This window comes from Aeromonas sp. 601039 (assembly GCF_049174415.1).
GTDB lineage: Bacteria > Pseudomonadota > Gammaproteobacteria > Enterobacterales > Aeromonadaceae > Aeromonas > Aeromonas veronii_A.
This window is the reverse complement of record NZ_JAAKTL010000011.1, coordinates 14,617-33,897: the sequence shown is the minus strand read 5'-3', so window position 1 is coordinate 33,897 and position 19,281 is coordinate 14,617. Positions and strand designations below refer to the sequence as shown.

Below are 19,281 nucleotides of genomic sequence, written 5' to 3'. Positions count from 1 at the left end.
CTTGCTTACTCTTGCCCTCTCCTCAGCCACCCTGAAAAAGTTGCATCACGATGACGATAAAAACCAGCCTCAAACGTTTTGCCCTCTCCCTCGCCACCAGCCTGCTGATCGCCGGTGCTGCCCACGCCGAAGCGGATACTAATGCCGCAAAAGCGCCGATCCGCCTCGCCACCACCACCAGCACCGAGCAGTCCGGTCTGCTGGGCTGGTTGCTGCCTCAGTTCACCAAGGAGACCGGTTATCCGGTGCAGGTGATGGCGGCCGGTACCGGCCAGAGCCTGAAGATGGGCGAGAACGGCGACGCGGATCTGGTGATGACCCACGCACCGTCTGCCGAGAAGAAGTTCGTTGATGCGGGCTTTGGCATCGAGCCGGTGCACCTGATGTACAACGACTTCGTCATCGTCGGCCCGGCGAAAGATCCGGCGGGGCTCGGCAAACTGCACGACGCGGCCAAGGGGCTGCAAGCCATCAAGGAGCAGGGCCAGACCTTTATTTCCCGCGGTGACGAGTCCGGTACCCACATCAAGGAGAAGACCCTGTGGCAGGCCGCTGACGTCAAACCCGAGTTTGCCGGTTACAAATCCATCGGCCAGGGGATGGGGCCGACCCTGACCATGGCCTCGGAGCTGGGTGCCTACACCCTGACCGACCGCGGCACCTGGCTCGCCTACCAGAGCAAGCTGGATCTCGCCGTACTGCTGGAGGGTGACAAGCGCCTGTTCAACCCCTATCAGGTGATCCTGGTCAACCCCAAGCGCTACCCGGATCTCAACACCGAAGGGGCCCGCACCCTGAAGAACTGGTTGGTCTCCGAGCATGGCCAGAAGCTGATCGGCGACTTCAAGGTAGCCGGTCAGGCGCTGTTTGTAGCGGATGCCAACGGGAAATAATGGCAACCCCTGCGATGATCTTGATGGCCCTCCCCCGGTTCGCTGAGGGAGGCGCCTGATGCCGACCCTGCTCGATACTACGTTGGCTGCCCTCACCCTGCTGTTCAGTGGTGACACCGAACTGTGGCAGGTGGTGGGGGTCTCCTTCTCCGTCTCCTGCATCGCCCTGCTGCTGGTGCTGCTGCCCGCCTTGCTGCTGGGCTTTGCCTTGGCCTATCTGCCGCTGCCCGGCCGCTGGCTCTGGCTCTCCTGCATCAATACCCTGCAATCGGTGCCGACCGTGGTGATCGGCCTCTTGCTCTACATGCTGCTGTCGCGGGCCGGCCCCTTTGGCGACTGGAAGCTGCTCTTTACCCAGCAGGCGATGGTAGTGGGGCAGATGCTGATCGCCTTCCCGGTGATCGCCACCATGGCTCACGCGGCGTTTGTCCAGAGCGACCGGCGCGCCTGGGAGACCGCCCTAACCCTCGGGGTCTCCTGGCCCAAGGCGCTGATCGGCCTGATGCACGAGTGCCGCTTTGGCCTGCTGGCCGCCATCATCGGCGCCTTCAGCCGTATCGTCACAGAGGTGGGCTGCTCCATGATGGTGGGGGGCAATATCCTGCACTTTACCCGCAATATCCCCACCGCCATCGCGCTGGAAACCCAGAAAGGGGCCTTCACCCAGGGGGTGGCCCTCGGCATAGTGCTGCTCACCCTCGCCCTCTTGCTCAACCTGCTGCTGACGGCGTGTCGCGGCCACAGCTATCTGAAGAACTGACCATGCCCCCACTGTGTATCAACAGGAGTACCCCATGGCCCTGACCGCCCACCAGCTGACGATGCGCTTTGGCGAGCGCCAGCTGTTCGAGATTGACCGGCTCGCCATCGCACCGGGGGATGCCATCTGGCTGCATGGAGCCAACGGGGTGGGCAAGACCACTCTGCTCAAAATCCTGGCGGGGCTGCTGGCACCCACCCGCGGTCACACCAATCTGCCGGGGCGCTGGCAACAGCGGCTCAACCGGCTGCTCAAGCGGGATCTGGGGCCGGGCCGGGTCACCTATCTGCACCAGACCCCCTATCTGTTCGATCGCACAGTGCACGACAACGTGGCCTGGGCGCTCGATAAACAACTCGGCAGCGAGATCCGGGTGTTCGAGGCGCTGCGCCGGGTCGAGCTGGAGGGGCTGGCGCGGGAGCACATCAGCATTTTGTCCGGTGGCGAACGGCAACGGCTGGCGATGGCCCGTGCCTGGGCGCTGCAACCTGCCTTTCTGCTGATGGATGAGCCCACCGCCAATCTGGACACACATTCGGTTGCCCTGATGGCCGCATTGGCGCAAGATCTGCGGGAACATGGCAGCGGCCTGGTCGTCATCAGCCACCAGAGCAACGCCCTGACCGACCTGTGCGAGCGGCAATGGACCCTCGCCCGTGGCCAGCTGCAAGAGACGACCCCTTTAAAAATCATCGAGCGACATGACTTCAAAAAGCGACAGCCACTCTGATCCCGTTGCCGTATCAGCAGTGATCCTGGCAGGAGGCCGCGCCACCCGGATGGGAGGCGAAGACAAGGGATGGGTAGCACTGGCGGGACGCCCTCTTATCGACCACGTTCTGGCACGGCTGCGCCCCCAGGTGGATGAGGTGCTGATCAACGCCAACCGCAGTCAGGCCCGCTATCAGGCGCTGGCCCCGGTCATCAGCGATGACAACAACGACTATCTCGGCCCGCTGGCGGGCATGCAGGCTGGCCTTGCCGCCGCCCGTCACGACTGGGTGCTGTTTGTCCCCTGCGATGGCCCCGCCCTGCCGCTGGATCTGATGAGCCGCTTTCGCGCCGCCCTGACCCCGGATACCGAGCTGGTAGTGGCCCACGACGGCGACTGGCTGCAACCCGTGGTGGCCCTGCTGCACAAATCCCTGCTCCCCTCCCTCACCGCCGCACTGGTAGAGGGGGAGCGCAAAATCGATATCTGGTTTGCCCGCCACAATATGGCGGTGGTGAGCTTTGCCGATCAGCCGGATGCCTTTATCAATCTCAATAGCCCTGCCGAGCTGGCCGCCTACGAGGCCCGTCTGCTTGCCCCGGCTATCGACCCCCAACAAGGAGTCACCTCATGACCCCGGCCCCCACTCTTCCCCTGCTCGGCTTCGCCGCCTGGAGCGGCACCGGCAAGACCACCTTGCTGGAGCAGTTGATCCCCCTGCTGGTGGATCGCGGCCTGCGCATTGGGGTGCTCAAGCACGCCCACCACGACTTTGATATCGACCAGCCGGGCAAGGACAGCTATCGCCTGCGCAAGGCGGGTGCCCAGCAGATGATGGTGGCTTCCCGCCGCCGTCATGCTCGCATCATTGAAACCGAGCTGGCCGAAGCCGATTTTCGCCAGCTGCTGGCCAGCTTCGATCAGACAGAGCTCGACCTGCTCTTGGTCGAGGGGTTCAAGCACGAGCACTTCCCGAAAATCGAGCTGCACCGCGCCGAGATTGGCAAGCCGCTGCTCTTCCCCGAAGACAGTGACATCATCGCGCTAGCCAGCGATCAGCCCGCAGAGACCACCCTGCCGCAACTCGATATCAACGATCTGGCGGCTATCGCCGACTTCGTCTGCCGCTGGCTTGACGGCTGCCAGAGCAAGGAGCCAGAGGCGGGCAAGGGCTTTCTCTCGGTCGAGGCGGCCCGCAACGCCATTCTGGCGGCCCTCACCCCGAGCACTGCCTGCAGCGACAAACCGCTGGCCCAGTGCCACGGCGCCGTGCTGGCAAGGGATCTGATAAGCCCCATCAATGTGCCACCCCACGCCAACTCGGCGATGGATGGCATTGGCCTTCGCAGCGACGATCTCGCCGCCGGTCGCTGGCAACTGGTGGGGGAAGTGCTAGCGGGCCAGCAGCGCCACGAGCCTGTGCTGGCCGGTCAGGCGGTGCAGATCATGACCGGCGCTCCGCTGCCCCCCGGGGTAGATACCGTGGTGATGCGGGAAGAGACGCTGATTGACGGTGAGTGTGTCACGGTCACCGCCCCGATCCGGGCGGGACAGAATGTGCGCCTGGCCGGCGAAGATCTCGCCAAAGGCGCGGTCGCCATCCCGGCCGGTACCTGGCTTGGTGCCCCCCAGCTGGGGCTGGCAGCATCACTCGGTCAAGCCAGTCTCACTGTGCGCACCCCGCTGAAAGTGGCGCTGTTCAGTACCGGTGACGAGGTGCAGGCACCGGGCGAGCAGCTCGCCCCCGGCCATATCTTCGACAGCAATCGCTTCACCCTGATGGCCCTTATCCGCGCCGCCGGTTGCGAGGTGATGGACCTTGGCATCATTCCCGATGACAAGACCATTCTGCGCCAGCAGCTGGAGCAGGCCGCCGCCAGCGCCGATCTGGTGCTGAGCTCGGGCGGGGTCTCGGTAGGCAACGCCGACTTTATCAAGCTGGTGCTGGCGGAGCTCGGCCAGATCGATTTCTGGCGCATCCAGATGCGTCCGGGCCGCCCGCTCGCCTTTGGCAAGCTGGGGCAGACCCCCTTCTTCGGCCTGCCGGGTAATCCGGTAGCGGCGATGATCTGCGTGCTGCAGTTTGTCGAGCCCGCCATCGCCCGCTTGCAAGGCAAGCGGTGGCAGCCGCTGCGCCTCTCGGCACTGGCAGACGAGAAGATGAAGAGCCGCCCGGGGCGCACCGAGTTTCTGCGCGGCATCTTTCATCAGGACCGTAACGGCCAGCTGCGGGTGCGCACCACAGGGCCACAGGGCTCGGGTATTCTCAGCTCCATGGCCGAGGCCAACTGCCTGATCGAAATCGTACCGGATCAACCCGGGATCGCCGTTGGCGAGCGGGTCTGGATCCATCCCCTGCAGGGACGACTGGCCTAAATCCCGACGGGGCGTCGGCCGGATGCACGGCGCCCCGTCACCCACCTGACAGGAGGCAGACCGTGCGTCTTGATGCCCCCCTCTCCCGACTCGATCTGCTGGTCTATGGCCGCTACCGGATCGTCCATGGCCTGCGCATTGCGCTCGCCTTTATGCTCACCTTTCTGCTGACCCGCGAGCTGAAACTGCCGGAGAGCACCTGGCCGCTGATAACCTTGGTGGTGGTGATGGGCCCCATCTCGTTTTGGGGCAATGTGCTCTCCCGCGCCCTGCAGCGGGTGGTGGGCACCATCTTCGGCGCCAGTTGCGGGGTGGTAGCGCTTTATCTCGAGATCTACTCCCTGCCACTCACCCTGATCTGGTGCGGCTGCATCATGTTTCTCTGCGGCTATCTGGCCCTCGGCAAGCGCCCCTATGTGGGGCTGCTGATCGGCATCACCCTGGGGGTCACCATGGGGGCCATGCCGGGGGATATAGAGACGGCGCTGTGGCGCAGTGCCGACGTGATCCTGGGCTCACTGCTGGCGCTGCTCTTTTGCAGCATCTATCCCCAGCGGGCCTATAGCCACTGGCGGCTGCAACTGCACCAGATCCTGCAGCAGTCGGGGCGGCTCTATCACACTCACCTCTCCCCCAATGTGCTGGAGCGCCCACGCCTCAAGCACAATCTCTCCCAGCTGTTGGCCCAGACCGGCAAACTGCGGGCCCTGCTGGCCCCGGCGGCCAAGGAGACGCGCCACAGCGTCGCCCTGTTTGATGCGGTGCAGGTCACCATGCGCAACACCCTCTGCACTCTTGAGATGCTGGCCAACACCTACTGGAACGATCGGGAGAGCCACTTCCTGATGCAGAGCACGGCTGCGCTGCAAGCCTGCCATCTGGCCACCGAGGAGGCGATCAACCAGCTTGCCCTGATGATGCAAACCGGTGACGGGCGTGGCGCGGATGCCGCCATCGCTCGCCTGCACGAGGTGGCGACCCAGGTATCGCTGCCGCCCAACGCAGAGGCGGCCATCAATGGTTACCTCTGGCTCAACGTCCAGCTGACCGAGCAGCTCACCCACCTGCGCCGCCTGCTGGGGCTGATCCTCACCCCGCCCCATCGCAAGCAGCCCGACTAGGCCCAATGCAAAACGCCCCGCAGTTGCGGGGCGTTCCTGTCGGCATAGGCACTGATGATCAGGCCGCCGTGCGGGCGTTCTCGCTCATCTGTTCCAGCTCAGCACGGCTCAGGGTAGAGACAAAGCGGCCATCGAAGTAGATATCCATCAGCTCGCCACGCTTCTCGCCACGCATCATGCTGCGGCGGCCATCCAGATAGTGCACCTCCATCTGGGCGGTATGCTCGTCCGGGTAGCTGATCTCCACCTCGCGCACCCCTTGTGGCAACATGGCCAACGGCACCGTCTTGAGGGCCGGATCCAGATGCTGGTTCACCTTGATCACCGGATTGGCCTTCATGTCCACCACAGCCGGAGATTTGCCGGTGATGGGGTTCTTGCCAGACCAGAACTCGATGGTATTGAAGACGAACAGGTCAGCGGTCGCGGCCAAACCGTAGACAGGGGAGAGCAGCATAAAGACCCCGGCACGAGCGTAGCGGTTATCCACCACGCTCAAGTTGCCCTTGGTGACCATGCCGGAAAGCCCCATCTGCCCCATACAGCCGCCCAGACCCATGCTCGCGACCATAACCAGCAGGGCCATTGCCCGCCCCTTCTGTTGTAATGCCATCTTGTTCTGTTCCTGCTCTGAAATAAATGAGGCGGCAAGCCTAATCAAGGGGCCAGAAGAGGACAATTCACAATGGCGGGACGATACAGGAGGGGTTCAGATTGGCATATCAAGTGCGCAATAAATAAGCACCGATGGGATTATCATCCGATCGGTGCCTCGTTCAACAACCCATAACCGTCAGGAGCCGATTGCCAGATTGGAGACTGTCTCGGTCACATTGATGGCACCCTGCTCGATCTGTGCCATCACGCCACTCACCTCGCCGATCTGCGCCTTGCCACGCTGGGCGCTGGTGGCCACCTCATTGATGTTGCCGGTGATCTGGGCCGTCAGTTCGCGGTTTTTCTGAACCACGCTGGCGATCTCGCCGGTCGAGAGGGAGGTGCGCGCAGCCAGCTGACGTACCTCGTCGGCCACCACCGCAAAGCCGCGCCCCTGATCGCCGGCCCGGGCAGCCTCGATGGCTGCGTTCAGGGCCAGCAGATTGGTCTGCTCGGCAATACTGCTGATGGTCGATACGATGGCTTCAATGCTTTTCGACTGCTCATTGAGCTGGCCAATCAGGCCGGAAGTGCGGCTCACCTGTTCGGAAATGGCGCTGGAGATGGCAACCGATGCCGCCAGCAGTTCAGACCCGGTTTCGGCAAAGCGGGTGGTCTCCTGCGAAATGGTCTGGGCTATGTTGGCCGCCTCGCTCACTGCCTGGGCGCGCTTGATCCGCTCTGTCACCTCACTGGCAAACTTGATCACCTTGACCACCTTGCCGCTCTCATCCTTGATGGGGTTGTAGGTAGCCTCCAGCCAGATCTCGTTGCCGTGGCTGTCACGGCGACTGAACAGCCCAGACTTGAGCTGGCCGTGGGCCAGATCGTCCCAGAAGTGGGGTTGCTCGCGATAGAAGCTCTCATCGCAAAACAGCCTGTGATGCTGCCCCTTGAGCTGCGAAAGGGAGTAACCGACGCAGGAGAGGAAATTCTGATTGGCCGTCACAATCTCCCCCTTGGGGGTGAACTCGATAATGGCGAGCGCCCGATCGAGTGCCGAGATGATCGCTGTCTGACGACTCAACTGCTGATAACTCTCGGTGATATCGGAGGCTATCTTGACGACCCTGACCACCTTGCCCTCAACCTTGACCGGGAAGTAGGTAGCCTCCAGCCACAACTCTCGACCCTGTTTATCAAAGCGTTGGTAAGTGCCACTGTGGCTATGCCCCTGACGAAGCTGTTCCCAAAACTGGGCGTAGGAGGATGACTGGACGTAGTGGGCATCACAAAAAATCCGGTGGTGTTTACCAATCACCTCCTGCTCGCTATAGCCCACCACATTCAGAAACAGCGGGTTCGCCTCGAGGATCTCGCCGCTTGGAGTGAAACTGATGGTAGCGACACCGACTTTTACTGCATCAATAAATGCCTGGGCCTGGGCCAACTGCATTTGACACGCTTGTAATTCCGCTTTGAGTTTGAAGTTGAACATCTGCCCTGCCCCTCTATTACCTGGTTACAACTACGTCACATCTGCATGAACTTTAGACGAGAAACCATAGAGATAACGGGGGCCCATCGATTAAGGTGCCAGGTCCCACTCCAGATAGGCCGGATTGGCGACAAAGCCGATCCGCTCATAGAGAGGGCGCCCCTGCTCGCTGGCATGGAGCCACACCTTGCCCAGCTGACGCGATCTGGCGAAGGCCGTTATGGCATCGAGCAGCGCCGTGGCGATCCCCTGCTGGCGCCATTGTGGCCGCGTATACATATTGAACAGATACCCCTCCATCCCCGCCAGATTGCCGGGATAGGGCGGCCGTACAAACAATGCCAGCGTTCCTGCCGCCACGATCTGTTTGCCGCCCTCTTGCGTATCGGCCTCAGCCAGCCAGGATAAAGCACTCTCTTCACTCATCGCCCGGGTGAAATAGTCAAGGGTGGCCTGCCACAAGGCCGGGTCTGCCTGCGGCGTCACCAGCTCACCGACCTCACAAAACAGCTCCATGCGCAGCGCCACCAGTGCGGGAATATCTGCGGCCCTTGCCTGACGAATAATCATTGGCTGCTCCTTTTCTCTCATGGGAAATTTCGCCGGCCGTCATTATGACAAAGAGCGCCTTGTGGCGCTCTTTGTCATTGGGGAAATCACTGATAAATCAATGGCTGCGACGTGTCAGCCAGTGATCCAGGCTCAGCACACCGCCGCCCCAGATGATCAGGGTCAGCAGCATCCAGCCCCACAGCTGGTGATCGTAAAAGCCACCCGCCCAGAGGGTCGGGTAGGAGATCACCGCCATGATATTGAAGCCAAACAGCAGCAAGGCGGCCGGGCGAGTAAAAAGCCCCGCCAGCAGGAAGAGCGGCAGCAGCAGCTCGGTCGCCGTACCCAGATAGGCAGCCCACAACCAGGGCAACAGGGGAACCTGATACTCGGATTCAAACAGATAGAGGGTTGAATCCCACGCCGTCAATTTGAGCCAGCCGGAGGTGACAAAGACCGACGCGACCCACAGCCGCGCCAGCAACAGCACACCGGCACTGCTCCAGCGCGGCAAATCACCACTCGAGCTGGCCAGCGCCAGCCATTTGTTTGCCATCATGGCATTACCTCCATATCCACCAGCAGACCAAGGGTTATCAGGCGAGTGAGATGTTCACTAGCCGCAGGGTCGGCCGCAAGCAAATCGACCAGCGCCGTACCAGCGAGACATCCCTGTAGCAGCGCCCACTCACCCGCCGTCAGGGGCAAGGGCGCAACCCGGCAATCCGGCTGTTTCTTCAATGCCAGCCAGACGGGGGCATCAAGCACCTCCACCGCTTCACCACCGTGCAGCGCCATCTGCCACAGGGCCAGCACCGGATAATCGCTGGCAACCAGCAGCAGATCCGTGGCTGGCAAGAGTCGCAGCCACTCCCATTGTTGCGGCGATAATGCGGCCAGACGCTCGGCTGGCCAGCAGCGTGATTCCAGCGGCAGCAGACTGGCACGCTCCAGCTGCCATTCGAACTGCGCCAGCGCCTCCAGCCAGGGCAGTCCGGTTGTTGTTGGCAAGCGGGCCAACCATTGGCCAAATCCGGCGCCATAGTGCATGACGCTCCCTTCCCTGAGCGGCTCGGCCAATACGAAGCCACGGACCGCCGCTGCAAAAAAGTCATCCCCGACCATGGTCTTGACGGCGGGATAACTGCTCGCCAGCACCTCGCCAAGGCTCAGGATGAAGTGGTTGCGATAGACCTGCAGCACCGATTCGGCAGAAAAGAGCCGGGAGCTGATGTGAGGGGCAATGGCGTCAGGCGCCCCCAGCAGACCATCGGCAAAGTGCTGTTGCAGCTGTGCCAGTTCAGCCATGGGCCACCTCCCGTGGTGCACTCATGGCACGCGCCTCATCCAGAATGGCACTGGCCTGCGCCGCCTCTGCCAGCAAGACCGGCAGCGGCGGGATCTCGAGGTCCCACTCAATCAGGGTGGGAATGGCCTGCTTGCGGCAGATCTGGCGATATAGTTCCCAGACCGGCGCCACCACAGGGGCGCTGTGGGTATCGATATAAAGGGAGCCTTCCGGCAGCTGCTTCTCGGTATAACCGGCCAGATGGATCTCCCCGACGGTGGCGAGATCGATCGCCGCCAGATACTCATCGCAAGAGAAACCGTGATTGAAGGCACTGACATAGAGATTATTGAGGTCGAGCAGAATGCCGCACTCGCTGCGCTGCTGCAGCTCGGCCAGAAATTCCCACTCGCTCATCTCCCCGGGCAGTTGCAGATAGGAGGAGGGATTTTCAATCAACATGCGGCAACCCAGGGTCTGTTGTACCTGCTGGATCTTGTCGCTCATGTTGCGCAGGGAGGCTCGGGTATAGGGCACCGGCAGCAGATCGTTGAAGTAACGCCCACCAATGCTGCCCCAGCTGAGATGTTCGGAGATCCGTACCGGTTTGATCGCCGCAGCCAGTGTCGACAACTGCTGCAGATGGTGCGGATCGAGCGGGTCTGCAGAACCGAGGGACATGCCAACGCCGTGAAGACTGACGGGGTAGTGCTGCGCCAGTTCGGCGAGCACCTGAAAACCGTGACTGTGCCGTTCGAAGTAATTTTCACTATGCACCTCCAGCCAACCGACTGCCGGCAGGGTTTGCCGGATCTCATCGTAATGGGGAGTGCGTAATCCGATACCAATCAAAGGGTTCATCGCAAGACTCGCTTTCGCCAATCAGAGAAGATGCAGGGGGCGACCCATTGGCCATCCCCTGCCCGATGTCTCTTACTTGGGTTGCAGCGAACCGCCGACCAGCTTCTCGCACAGCCCTTTGGGCATCACCACAAAGGCATCACCCTGAGCATCTTCCTTGGCAGTACCGGCGCAGGAGCTGCTCTTGGTCGCACAGTCATTTTTGCTGGCCTTGACCACGCCGTAGCACTTCTCCTTTTCATCGGCAGCCATTGCTGGTGCCGCGATAAACTGGGCGCCCAGCGCCAGCAGACCGGTCATGGCGGAGGCGATAGCAGTGCTTTTTTTAACATTCATGTTCCTTTTGATGTCGTTGGATGTTGCTGATATCCCCGATTTGTCGCAACCGGGTACCTGCAATAGAACCGGCAAACGGGATATTCCCTTTCAAAAAAACACAAAAAGAGTTAAAAAACCCAAAGACAAATATTCAATCAATTGATTTTAAACAGCTATTTCATCATTGAAAATGTCTCGACGACCACCCATTAATGAACGGGAAAAGTGCCATATGGTGCTTTCATCCCGTTAATCTTCTTCACTGCTTCCATCAAAAGAGAGGCGTCAGACATAAAAAAGCCCCGCCAACAGGCAGGGCTGGACGCAACTTGCAAGAAACAAGAAATCAACAAGCGGGGGGGGGGGGGGGGGGGAGCCAGGAGTTGCGGCAAGCAGATAAAAAAAGAGACAGCTTTGGCTGTCTCTTTTTGCACATGGTGCGAATGGGGTTTAGTAGAAAATCCGCTCGCCACGCTCGCTCATTTTGAGCCACACCGGTTTGGTGCTGGTTTTGTTCCAGATCCGGTGCAGATAGCTGTAGAAGCGGGCACGATCGCTGCGAAACAGCATCACGGGGAAAGCCAGAATGCCCACCAGCAATACATAAATGCGACGAAGAATAATCTGAGTCAGGGAAAAGGGATGAAACATGATGTAACTCCTTACTGGTAAGACCACTGAGCAAAGATTACTCCACTTCATGTAGGATTACTACATCACCAACGCATTTTTTTTATAAAAAAATGGTCGAAAACGAGAAATACTGAAAACGGGTTACGTCATTAACCAACAGTTAACAAACTTGCGAAAATCGTGCGCTTTGCCACAGTTATCAGGGGAAAAACATGCATTAGGGAGACACGCATGAAACTGCCGGAAGTGGCACTGCTGGTGCTGATGGTTGCCCTGACACGAGCACAACTGGAGGAGTGGCAACTGAATCGGGAAGATGCCATCGTGCTGGCCGAACGGGGCGTGCCCACCGTCAGCCTGTGGCAATGCGGCACGCTGAAGCAACGTATTGCGGATCTCAACCAGCACAGCGCCGAGGTGCAGTTTCAATATCGGGGGCAAAACATGGCAGATGTGAGCCACTATCTCGAGCGGGAGTGGAAACAGGCTGGCTGCGAACAGTTACTGGTACAGCAAGGATACTGACCAAAGCTCACACCTAGAAGAGTGATGATTCACGGAAAACAGAGAGAAGATGGAGGCACGTTCCGGAGTCGAACCGGACTAAACGGATTTGCAATCCGCTGCATAACCGCTTTGCTAACGCGCCATGCTGACAAGACTGGTTGTCTTGAAAGTGAGTTTCATCTTTGGTGCGATGAAATATTGGAGCGGGAAACGAGACTCGAACTCGCGACCCCGACCTTGGCAAGGTCGTGCTCTACCAACTGAGCTATTCCCGCGTTACTGCTTTCGTGCCAGTTGCCTGACAACGAGGCGCATTATACGTACCACGAGCGTCAGCACAACCCCTTTTTCGCAATTTAAGCCCTGATGCAGACTGTTTGCTCAGGGTTTAAACGCCTTGCTGCATTTTTCTCCAGCCAGCTGTGACCCACCAAGCGAATTTGGGATAAAGTCGTTGAAATGATTACGCTTTCGTTCGAGACTTGAGCGGCTTAATAACCGGATTCTCAATTGAAAATCACAAGATGAAATGGATCTTCACGCTTCGTGGGCTCAGGCCGCAGTTAATGCTGGCTTTTTTCATGTTGGGCATGGTGCCCTTTTTGGTCATCACCCTCTTCTTCCTATACAGCCACGGCAAGGATCTCACCACCCAGACCTCCAACCATCTGGTCTCCGTTCGTAATATCAAGAAGAGTCAGCTCGAGGATTACTTCAACAACCTCAAAGAGCAGATCATCAACTTCTCCCAGCAGGATTTTGCCGGCAACAGTATCGGCCGTTTCTATGGCTTTACCGGCGCCTTCGAGAAGTTGGGCACCACACCGCAGGAGGCCCGCAGCCGTGCTCAGGCCCGCTATCTGCCAGGCTCTTGGGATCAACTGCGCAAACCGGACAGTCAGGTGGAGATCGAACCCTCCATCACGGCCCTTATCCTCGCCGACGAGATGTATGGCCGGGTGCACCAGCGCTTTCATCGCGGCTATGCCGACATGGTGCGCAAGTCCAACTACAGCGACATCTTTCTGGTGGACCTCAACGGTGATGTGGTCTATTCGGTCACCAAGCACCCTAACTTTGCCACCAATCTGCTCTCCGGACCTTATCAGGGCAGTGGCTTGGGCCAGACCTTCGCCAAGATCAAACGCCGCCTCGATGGCGGCCAGAAACCGCAGCAGATCTTCGAGTTCACCGATTTTGGCCGCAACGAGCTGACCGGGCAGGTGGTCGCCTACATGGCCGCCCCCGTGATGCAGTACGACTATGTGCGTGGGGTGGTGATTTTCGAGCTGCTGCCGGACAAGCTCAACCAGATCATGGCGGAGCGGGAGGGGCTGGGCGAGACCGGCGAGACCATCCTGATCGGCCCTGACAAGCGGATGCGCGCCGATGCCTGGCTGGCACCGGAGTTCAGCGTCGAGAACAGCTTCAGCCCCAATTTCCGGCCGCTGCAAACACCCCTCATCACCAAGACGCTCTCCGGCGAGCAGGGGGTCGGGCTGTTCCACTCCTATCAGGATGACGAGGTGCTGGCCGCCTACACCCAGGTGAAGGTGTTCGATACCGAGTGGGCCTTTATCGCCGAGATCTCCACCCGGGAAGCCTATGCCCCGATCCGCCAGCTGGAAACTCTGGTGATTGTGCTGGGGGCGGGCTCGGTACTGCTGCTGATCCTCTTCTCCCGCTGGCTATCCCACTCCATCACGGCGCCGCTGCGCTCTCTCACCGAAGCGGCCGAGCAGGTGGCCGACGGCGCGCTGGATCACCCCATCGCCATCGAGCGCACCGGCGATGATATCGACCGGCTGGCCGAGGCGTTTCGCCATATGCAGCGCTCGGTGAAGGACAAGATCGAACTGATCGAACAGCAGACCCAGGAGCTGCAACAGCAGGTCAAGCTGACCCACAAGCAGAACCTCAGCCTGCAGCAGGCGGACAAGCTCAAGGATGAACTGCTGGCCAACACCTCCCACGAGCTGCGCACCCCCATTCACGGTATCAAGGGGATGGCCGAGTCGATGCTCGCCAGCCAGCAGGATTTGACCGAAGGGCAGCAAAAGCAGCTCGGTCTCATCATCAAGAGCGCCGATGGCCTGGCCCGTCTGGTGGACGATCTGCTGGACTACCATCAGATGCGCTACGGCCAGCTGGAGATCCACTCCCAGCCCGTCTCATCCAAGGGGGTTATCCGGCTGGTGCTGGACCTCTGCCAGCATCTGGTGCAGGCCAAACCCCTCACCCTGGTGGATATCAGCCCGGCCGAACTACCGCCGGTGCTGGCCGACGAGCAACGACTCGAACAGGTGCTCTACAACCTGGTGGGCAACGCCATCAAGTACACGCCGCAGGGCAAGGTGGTGCTCAGTGCCATCGTCGAGAACAACTTCCTGCGCATCAAGGTCACGGATACCGGCATCGGCATCGCCCCCGACCATCTGGAACATATCTTCGAGCCGCTGGTGCAGATGAGCCCGGAGGTAAGCAAGCAGGGAGCTGGCCTTGGCCTCTCCATCACCCGCCAGCTGGTGCACCTGATGGGGGGCGAGCTGTTCGTCGAGAGCGAGCCGAGCGTTGGCTCTACCTTCGCCTTTACCCTGCCCCTTGCCACCGGCAAAGCGGCCAATCTGACTCTCGACAGCCGCCAGATCGAGCATCAGCTGGTGCGCCAGCAACCGCTGATCCTGCCGGACTGGGAGAGCGACGATCTGCCCCCTCCCCCCGAGGATGCTCCGCTCATTCTGGTGGTGGATGACGAGCCCATCAACCTGCACATCCTGCGCCATCTGCTGCAGCCCTGCGGCTACCGCATCCTGCCCAGCAGTGACGGCCACGATGCGCTGGCCAAGCTGGCCGAGGAGCGGGTGGACCTCATCCTGCTCGATGTGATGATGCCGACCCTTTCCGGTTTTGACGTCTGCCGTCGCCTGCGCCAGCAACACCCGAAAGATATGCTGCCGGTGCTGCTGCTCACCGCCCTCAACCAGCCCAAAGATATCGAGGAGGGCTTCGGGGCCGGTGCCAACGACTATCTGGTCAAACCCTTCTGTAAGGAAGAGCTGTTTGCCCGGGTCAAGGCACTGCTGGAAGCCAAGGCAGGACGCGCCTCGCTGGTAGAGAACCGGCTATTGAAGCAGGAGATCGAACATCGCCTCACCCTGCAGGATCGACTGCATCAGGATCAGCAGCGGCTGCTGGCCCTGCTCGGCGAAGGGGCCGACCCCATGATCTTTATCGACGAGCAGGGTACAGTGCTGTTTGCCTCCCGGGTGCTGGCGCGCCTGCTGGGGCAGGAGCCGGAAGCCATGGAGGGGCAACCCCTCAATGAGTGGCTCGCCACCCCGCTGCAACAGCAGTGGCCCGACCTTGCCAGCGAGCGGGAACACAATCTGGAATTTCTGGTGGCCGGGCAAAAAGATGTACTCAACGCCCGCGCCCTGCCTATCACGCTCGGAGGACAGGCTGCTTTCGCCCTCACCCTGAGTACCGAGCTGCGTCAGGATGAGAACCGGGTAATGGCGCTGGAGAACGCCCTCAAGAACCTCTCGCGGCAAGCCATCATCGAAGATGAACAGCTGCTGGGCGAGCTGAGCCGCCTGGGTGGCGAGTTCCGTTCGCTGGCCGACGACCTCATTCGCCAGCAGGATGACGAGCCGCTGCGCCGGGCGCTGGTAGAGACCATGCAGCTCACCCTGGATGCCTGGCAGCAGGGGACCGGCAAGGGCAAAATCGTGCTGGCAGAGAAGAGCAAGCTGTGGCGGGTCTATATGGACAGATCCAGCCCGCAGACCCGCACCCTCGACAAATACCTGAGTCTGGACACCCTGCCCAAGTCGCCACGCTGGAAGACGGTTGTGGCCACCACCGAGTATGTGCTGGGCCACTGCCCGCTCAATGACCACCAGCGCCAGCAGTTGCAGCACAGCGCCCAGACCCTGCGTCAACTCGCCAACCGCAAGCCGTGACACGGCGCCCTAAACGGGCGCCGGATCACAATTGGCAATCTGGTTTCTTTTTGCGCAAAAAAAAGCCCCGCACAACTCCGAAAACGAGAGCAGATCCAATTCACAAATTTGTCATATACGCCATTTTCACAGCCACTTTTTACGCGAAAGCAAATAACGCAAACCAATGATTTTAAACAGATAAAAATCCATTTTGACGAGATTGACGTAACACCGTCAATTTTTACGAAAACAACGAAATCAATAGTTGTTGTTTTCCTGTTAATTCTGGTTTGCTTAGGGCGTTGGAAAACAGAACGACAAAGGTTAGACACCTGACCAACACAGAGGGCCGATTTCATCAGCATGCGAAACCGGTGCTCACACAAAACAAGGCGAACCCTCGGGAATGCCAAAAATAAGAAAGGAAAACATATGCTTGCCAAAGTATCCAAAATCTCTACCGCTGTAATGCTGGGAACCATGATGCTTGCCGGTGCCGCCGGTAACGCCATGGCCGCAGAAAACAAAACCGTGCTGACCATGGTCGCACAGCAGGAAACCGCCTGGGTCAAGAACTTCAACCCCTTCCTGCAAGCGGGCTTGCTGCACACCACCCGTCACTTCATCTATGAACCGCTGGTGATCTTCAACGATATGCAAGGGGGCAAACCCGTCTATCGTCTGGCCACCAACTATGCGTTCAGCGATGACCTGAAATCCGTCACCTTCGATCTGCGTGACGGCGTGAAGTGGTCTGACGGCGAAGCCTTTGATGCCGATGACATCATCTTCTCCTTCAATCTGGTCAAGGCCAACAAGGCGCTGGATGAGCGCTCAATCTGGACCCAGATCAAGAGCGTCGAGAAGCTGGCCCCCAACAAGGTCAAATTCGACCTGACCGAGGTCAACACCAACGTGGTGAACGATCTGGTGCTGGTACCTATCGTGCCGGAGCATCAGTGGAAATCGGTGAAAGATCCGGTTGCCTTCACCAACGACAAGCCGGTTGGTACTGGCCCCTTCACCGAAGTGGACAACTTCTCCGCCCAGCTCTATACCCAGTGCCGCAACCCGCACTACTGGGATAACGCCAACCTCGCCATCGACTGTATCCGCATGCCGCAGATGGCCACCAACGACCAGGTGCTGGCCGCTGTCATGAAAGGTGACATCGACTGGTTCGGCTCCTTCGTACCGGATATCGAGCGCCTCTACGTCGGCAACGATCCGAAGAACAACAAATACTGGTTCCCGGCCTCCGGTACCGTGGCGTTCAACGTCAACTTCCAGACCAAGAACCCGGGCAATAACGAAGCCTTCAACGATATCAACTTCCGCCGCGCCTTCTCCATGGCGATGGACCGCCAGTCCATGGTGGATATCGCGGGCTACGGCTACCCCACCGTCAACGAGTACCCGTCAGGTCTGGGCAAAGCCTTTGACTCCTGGAACAACCCGGAAGTGGACAAGAAGTACGGCAAGTACAACAAGTTCGACTTGGAAGGGGCCAAGGCCCTGCTGAAAGAGGCAGGCTACAAGGATTGTGACGGCGACAAGTTCCTCGACACTCCGAGCTGCAAAAAGATCGAGTTCAAGGTACTGGTACCGAACGGCTGGACCGACTGGGTCAACACAGTTCAGATTGGTGTAGAAGGGCTGCAGGCGCTGGGCCTGAACGCCAAGACCGCCACCCCGGAAGCGACCGTCTGGACCGAGAACCTGATCACCGGTGACTTCGATGTCGCCCTGCAGGGTTACTTTGCCGGTGCCAACCCGCACAAGTACTTCGAGACCGCGTTCCACTCCCGCAACATGGGCGACCGTGGCAACCGCTTCGCCGCGCCCCGTTACAAGGATCCCGAGCTCGACAAGCTGATCGATGACTTCACCCAGACCGCCGATGCGGCCAAGCAGAAGGAGATCATGTTCGCCATCCAGGATCGTGTTGGTGCCAACCAGACCATCATTCCGGTCTTCAACAACCCGACCTGGTACGAGTACAGCACCAAGCGCTTCAACGGCTGGTTCAGTGCTGATAACCCGGTAGCCAAACCTCAGCTCCACCCGGACACCCCTGAGCGTCTGCTGCACGTGTTGTCCCTCAAGCCAAACAGCTAAACAATCCCGGCCCCCTGCGGGGGGCCATCTTCCCCGTTAATCCCCTTCTTGCCCGGCACCGCCGGGGTTGGGGTCGCTATACCCGACGCGGGGCAGACTTGCAGTAAAAGGTACTATCATGGGATTCATACTGAGACGCTTTTCCTTCTACCTGGTTGCCTTTCTGGTAGCCGCCACCATCAACTTCCTGTTACCCCGTGCCATGCCAGGGGATCCTGTCTCCGTGATGTTTGCCCGCGCTGGCGCCATGATGGAACCCGCTGCCCTGGAAGCCCTCAAAGCCACCTTCGGCTTTGTCGACGGCCCCATCGGCACCCAGTTTCTCACCTATGTGAAGAGTGTCTTCACCTGGGATCTCGGCACCTCGGTGCGCTTCTACCCGCAGCAGGTCTCTGACGTGCTGGGCCGTGCCATCGGCTGGACCCTGTTTCTGGTCGGCACCTCCACCATCCTGAGCTTCTCCCTCGGTTCCATCGTCGGCATCTTCGCCGCCTGGTATCGCGGCGGCCGGATGGACAGCATTCTCTCCCCGCTCACCCTGGTGATGCAGGCCATTCCGCCGGTGGTGGTCTCCCTGCTCGCCCTGTTCCTGTTCGGGGTCAGCCTCGAGTGGCTGCCCATCGGCTACGCCTACAGCCCGGAGATCAAGGCTGACTGGGGCTGGGAGCACATCAAGAGCATCATGACCCACGCCATCATGCCGGTGCTGACCCTGGCCGTGGTACAGGTGGGGGGCTTTCTCATCACCATGCGCAACAACATGATCAACCTGCTGGGCGAGGATTACATCACCATGGCCAAGGCCAAGGGGCTCTCCAGCAACCGGGTGATCTTCAACTACGGCGCCCGCAACGCCATTCTGCCCAGCGTCACCGCCCTCTCCATGGCGCTCGGTTTCGTCATCGGTGGCTCTCTCATCACCGAGGTGATCTTCAACTATCCCGGTCTGGGCCTGACCCTCTATCAGGGCATTCTGGCCCGCGACTACCCGCTCATTCAGGGGCAGCTGCTCATCATGACCATCACCATGCTCAGCTTCAATTTCCTGGCCGACGTGCTCTACGTCTTCCTGGATCCCCGTCTGCGTACAGGAGGCAAATAAG

The 19,281-nt window shown here is 59.9% G+C and carries 18 protein-coding genes and 2 tRNA genes; 10 read left to right on the top strand and 10 right to left on the bottom strand.

Annotated elements, in window-relative coordinates:
• Positions 1-50: 50 nt before the first annotated feature.
• From G5195_RS10950 to G5195_RS10925, 6 genes are all read left to right on the top strand, one after another.
• On the top strand, positions 51-893 hold the full coding sequence (locus G5195_RS10950; RefSeq protein ID WP_421236132.1) for a substrate-binding domain-containing protein: 843 nt from the start codon (positions 51-53) through the stop codon (positions 891-893).
• Positions 894-951: 58 nt separating this feature from the next.
• Positions 952-1,653 (top strand): ABC transporter permease, encoded by a 702-nt coding sequence (locus G5195_RS10945; RefSeq protein ID WP_421236131.1) that lies wholly within the window; start codon positions 952-954, stop codon positions 1,651-1,653.
• Positions 1,654-1,687: 34 nt separating this feature from the next.
• The gene (locus G5195_RS10940; protein WP_005362120.1) at positions 1,688-2,383 is read left to right on the top strand and encodes an energy-coupling factor ABC transporter ATP-binding protein; all 696 of its coding nucleotides are present in this window, start codon (positions 1,688-1,690) and stop codon (positions 2,381-2,383) included.
• On the top strand, positions 2,355-2,999 hold the full coding sequence (mobA, locus tag G5195_RS10935) for a molybdenum cofactor guanylyltransferase MobA (protein ID WP_236342536.1): 645 nt from the start codon (positions 2,355-2,357) through the stop codon (positions 2,997-2,999). The genes G5195_RS10940 and mobA overlap by 29 nt, the downstream gene beginning before the upstream one ends.
• A complete protein-coding gene (locus G5195_RS10930) occupies positions 2,996-4,741 on the top strand; it encodes a bifunctional molybdopterin-guanine dinucleotide biosynthesis adaptor protein MobB/molybdopterin molybdotransferase MoeA (protein ID WP_421236130.1) in 1,746 nt (581 codons plus the stop codon). The genes mobA and G5195_RS10930 overlap by 4 nt, the downstream gene beginning before the upstream one ends.
• 62 nt (positions 4,742-4,803) lie before the next feature.
• Positions 4,804-5,862: an FUSC family protein gene (locus G5195_RS10925; RefSeq protein WP_042054492.1), complete on the top strand. Its 1,059-nt coding sequence runs from the start codon at positions 4,804-4,806 to the stop codon at positions 5,860-5,862.
• A gap of 58 nt (positions 5,863-5,920) precedes the next feature.
• On the opposite strand, the gene G5195_RS10920 is transcribed toward G5195_RS10925, so the two are convergent.
• The 8 genes from G5195_RS10920 to G5195_RS10885 all read right to left on the bottom strand — a co-directional run bounded on the left by G5195_RS10920 (position 5,921) and on the right by G5195_RS10885 (position 11,627).
• Positions 5,921-6,475 (bottom strand): DUF3332 domain-containing protein, encoded by a 555-nt coding sequence (locus tag G5195_RS10920; RefSeq protein ID WP_088868723.1) that lies wholly within the window; start codon positions 6,473-6,475, stop codon positions 5,921-5,923.
• Positions 6,476-6,655: 180 nt separating this feature from the next.
• Positions 6,656-7,957 (bottom strand): methyl-accepting chemotaxis protein, encoded by a 1,302-nt coding sequence (locus G5195_RS10915; RefSeq protein WP_421236129.1) that lies wholly within the window; start codon positions 7,955-7,957, stop codon positions 6,656-6,658.
• A 90-nt stretch (positions 7,958-8,047) separates the two neighbouring features.
• Positions 8,048-8,527: a GNAT family N-acetyltransferase gene (locus G5195_RS10910; protein WP_421236128.1), complete on the bottom strand. Its 480-nt coding sequence runs from the start codon at positions 8,525-8,527 to the stop codon at positions 8,048-8,050.
• Between the two features lie 97 nt (positions 8,528-8,624).
• On the bottom strand, positions 8,625-9,068 hold the full coding sequence (locus tag G5195_RS10905) for a DoxX family protein (RefSeq protein WP_421236127.1): 444 nt from the start codon (positions 9,066-9,068) through the stop codon (positions 8,625-8,627).
• On the bottom strand, positions 9,065-9,817 hold the full coding sequence (locus tag G5195_RS10900; protein WP_421236126.1) for a putative DNA-binding domain-containing protein: 753 nt from the start codon (positions 9,815-9,817) through the stop codon (positions 9,065-9,067). Before G5195_RS10900 ends, G5195_RS10905 begins: the two co-directional genes overlap by 4 nt.
• The gene (locus tag G5195_RS10895) at positions 9,810-10,658 is read right to left on the bottom strand and encodes a DUF692 domain-containing protein (RefSeq protein ID WP_421236125.1); all 849 of its coding nucleotides are present in this window, start codon (positions 10,656-10,658) and stop codon (positions 9,810-9,812) included. The genes G5195_RS10900 and G5195_RS10895 overlap by 8 nt, the downstream gene beginning before the upstream one ends.
• 72 nt (positions 10,659-10,730) lie before the next feature.
• Complete coding sequence (locus tag G5195_RS10890; RefSeq protein ID WP_005334862.1) at positions 10,731-10,994, bottom strand: DUF2282 domain-containing protein; 264 nt, start codon at positions 10,992-10,994, stop codon at positions 10,731-10,733.
• A 432-nt stretch (positions 10,995-11,426) separates the two neighbouring features.
• Complete coding sequence (locus G5195_RS10885) at positions 11,427-11,627, bottom strand: YbfA family protein (protein ID WP_005334863.1); 201 nt, start codon at positions 11,625-11,627, stop codon at positions 11,427-11,429.
• Positions 11,628-11,840: 213 nt separating this feature from the next.
• Here G5195_RS10885 and G5195_RS10880 point away from each other — a divergent pair, with 213 nt between their 5' ends.
• A complete protein-coding gene (locus tag G5195_RS10880; protein ID WP_005347702.1) occupies positions 11,841-12,134 on the top strand; it encodes a hypothetical protein in 294 nt (97 codons plus the stop codon).
• A gap of 50 nt (positions 12,135-12,184) precedes the next feature.
• Here G5195_RS10880 and G5195_RS10875 read toward each other — a convergent pair.
• Positions 12,185-12,258: transfer RNA gene (locus tag G5195_RS10875), tRNA-Cys, on the bottom strand.
• 57 nt (positions 12,259-12,315) lie between these two features.
• A tRNA-Gly gene (locus tag G5195_RS10870) sits at positions 12,316-12,391 on the bottom strand.
• A gap of 249 nt (positions 12,392-12,640) precedes the next feature.
• Between G5195_RS10870 and G5195_RS10865 the strand changes: the two genes are divergently transcribed.
• From G5195_RS10865 to G5195_RS10855, 3 genes are all read left to right on the top strand, one after another.
• Positions 12,641-16,078: an ATP-binding protein gene (locus G5195_RS10865; protein ID WP_421210240.1), complete on the top strand. Its 3,438-nt coding sequence runs from the start codon at positions 12,641-12,643 to the stop codon at positions 16,076-16,078.
• A 414-nt stretch (positions 16,079-16,492) separates the two neighbouring features.
• Positions 16,493-18,178 (top strand): ABC transporter substrate-binding protein, encoded by a 1,686-nt coding sequence (locus tag G5195_RS10860; protein WP_005353816.1) that lies wholly within the window; start codon positions 16,493-16,495, stop codon positions 18,176-18,178.
• Between the two features lie 118 nt (positions 18,179-18,296).
• Complete coding sequence (locus tag G5195_RS10855; RefSeq protein WP_005334871.1) at positions 18,297-19,280, top strand: ABC transporter permease; 984 nt, start codon at positions 18,297-18,299, stop codon at positions 19,278-19,280.
• The last annotated feature ends 1 nt before the right edge of the window (position 19,281 follow it).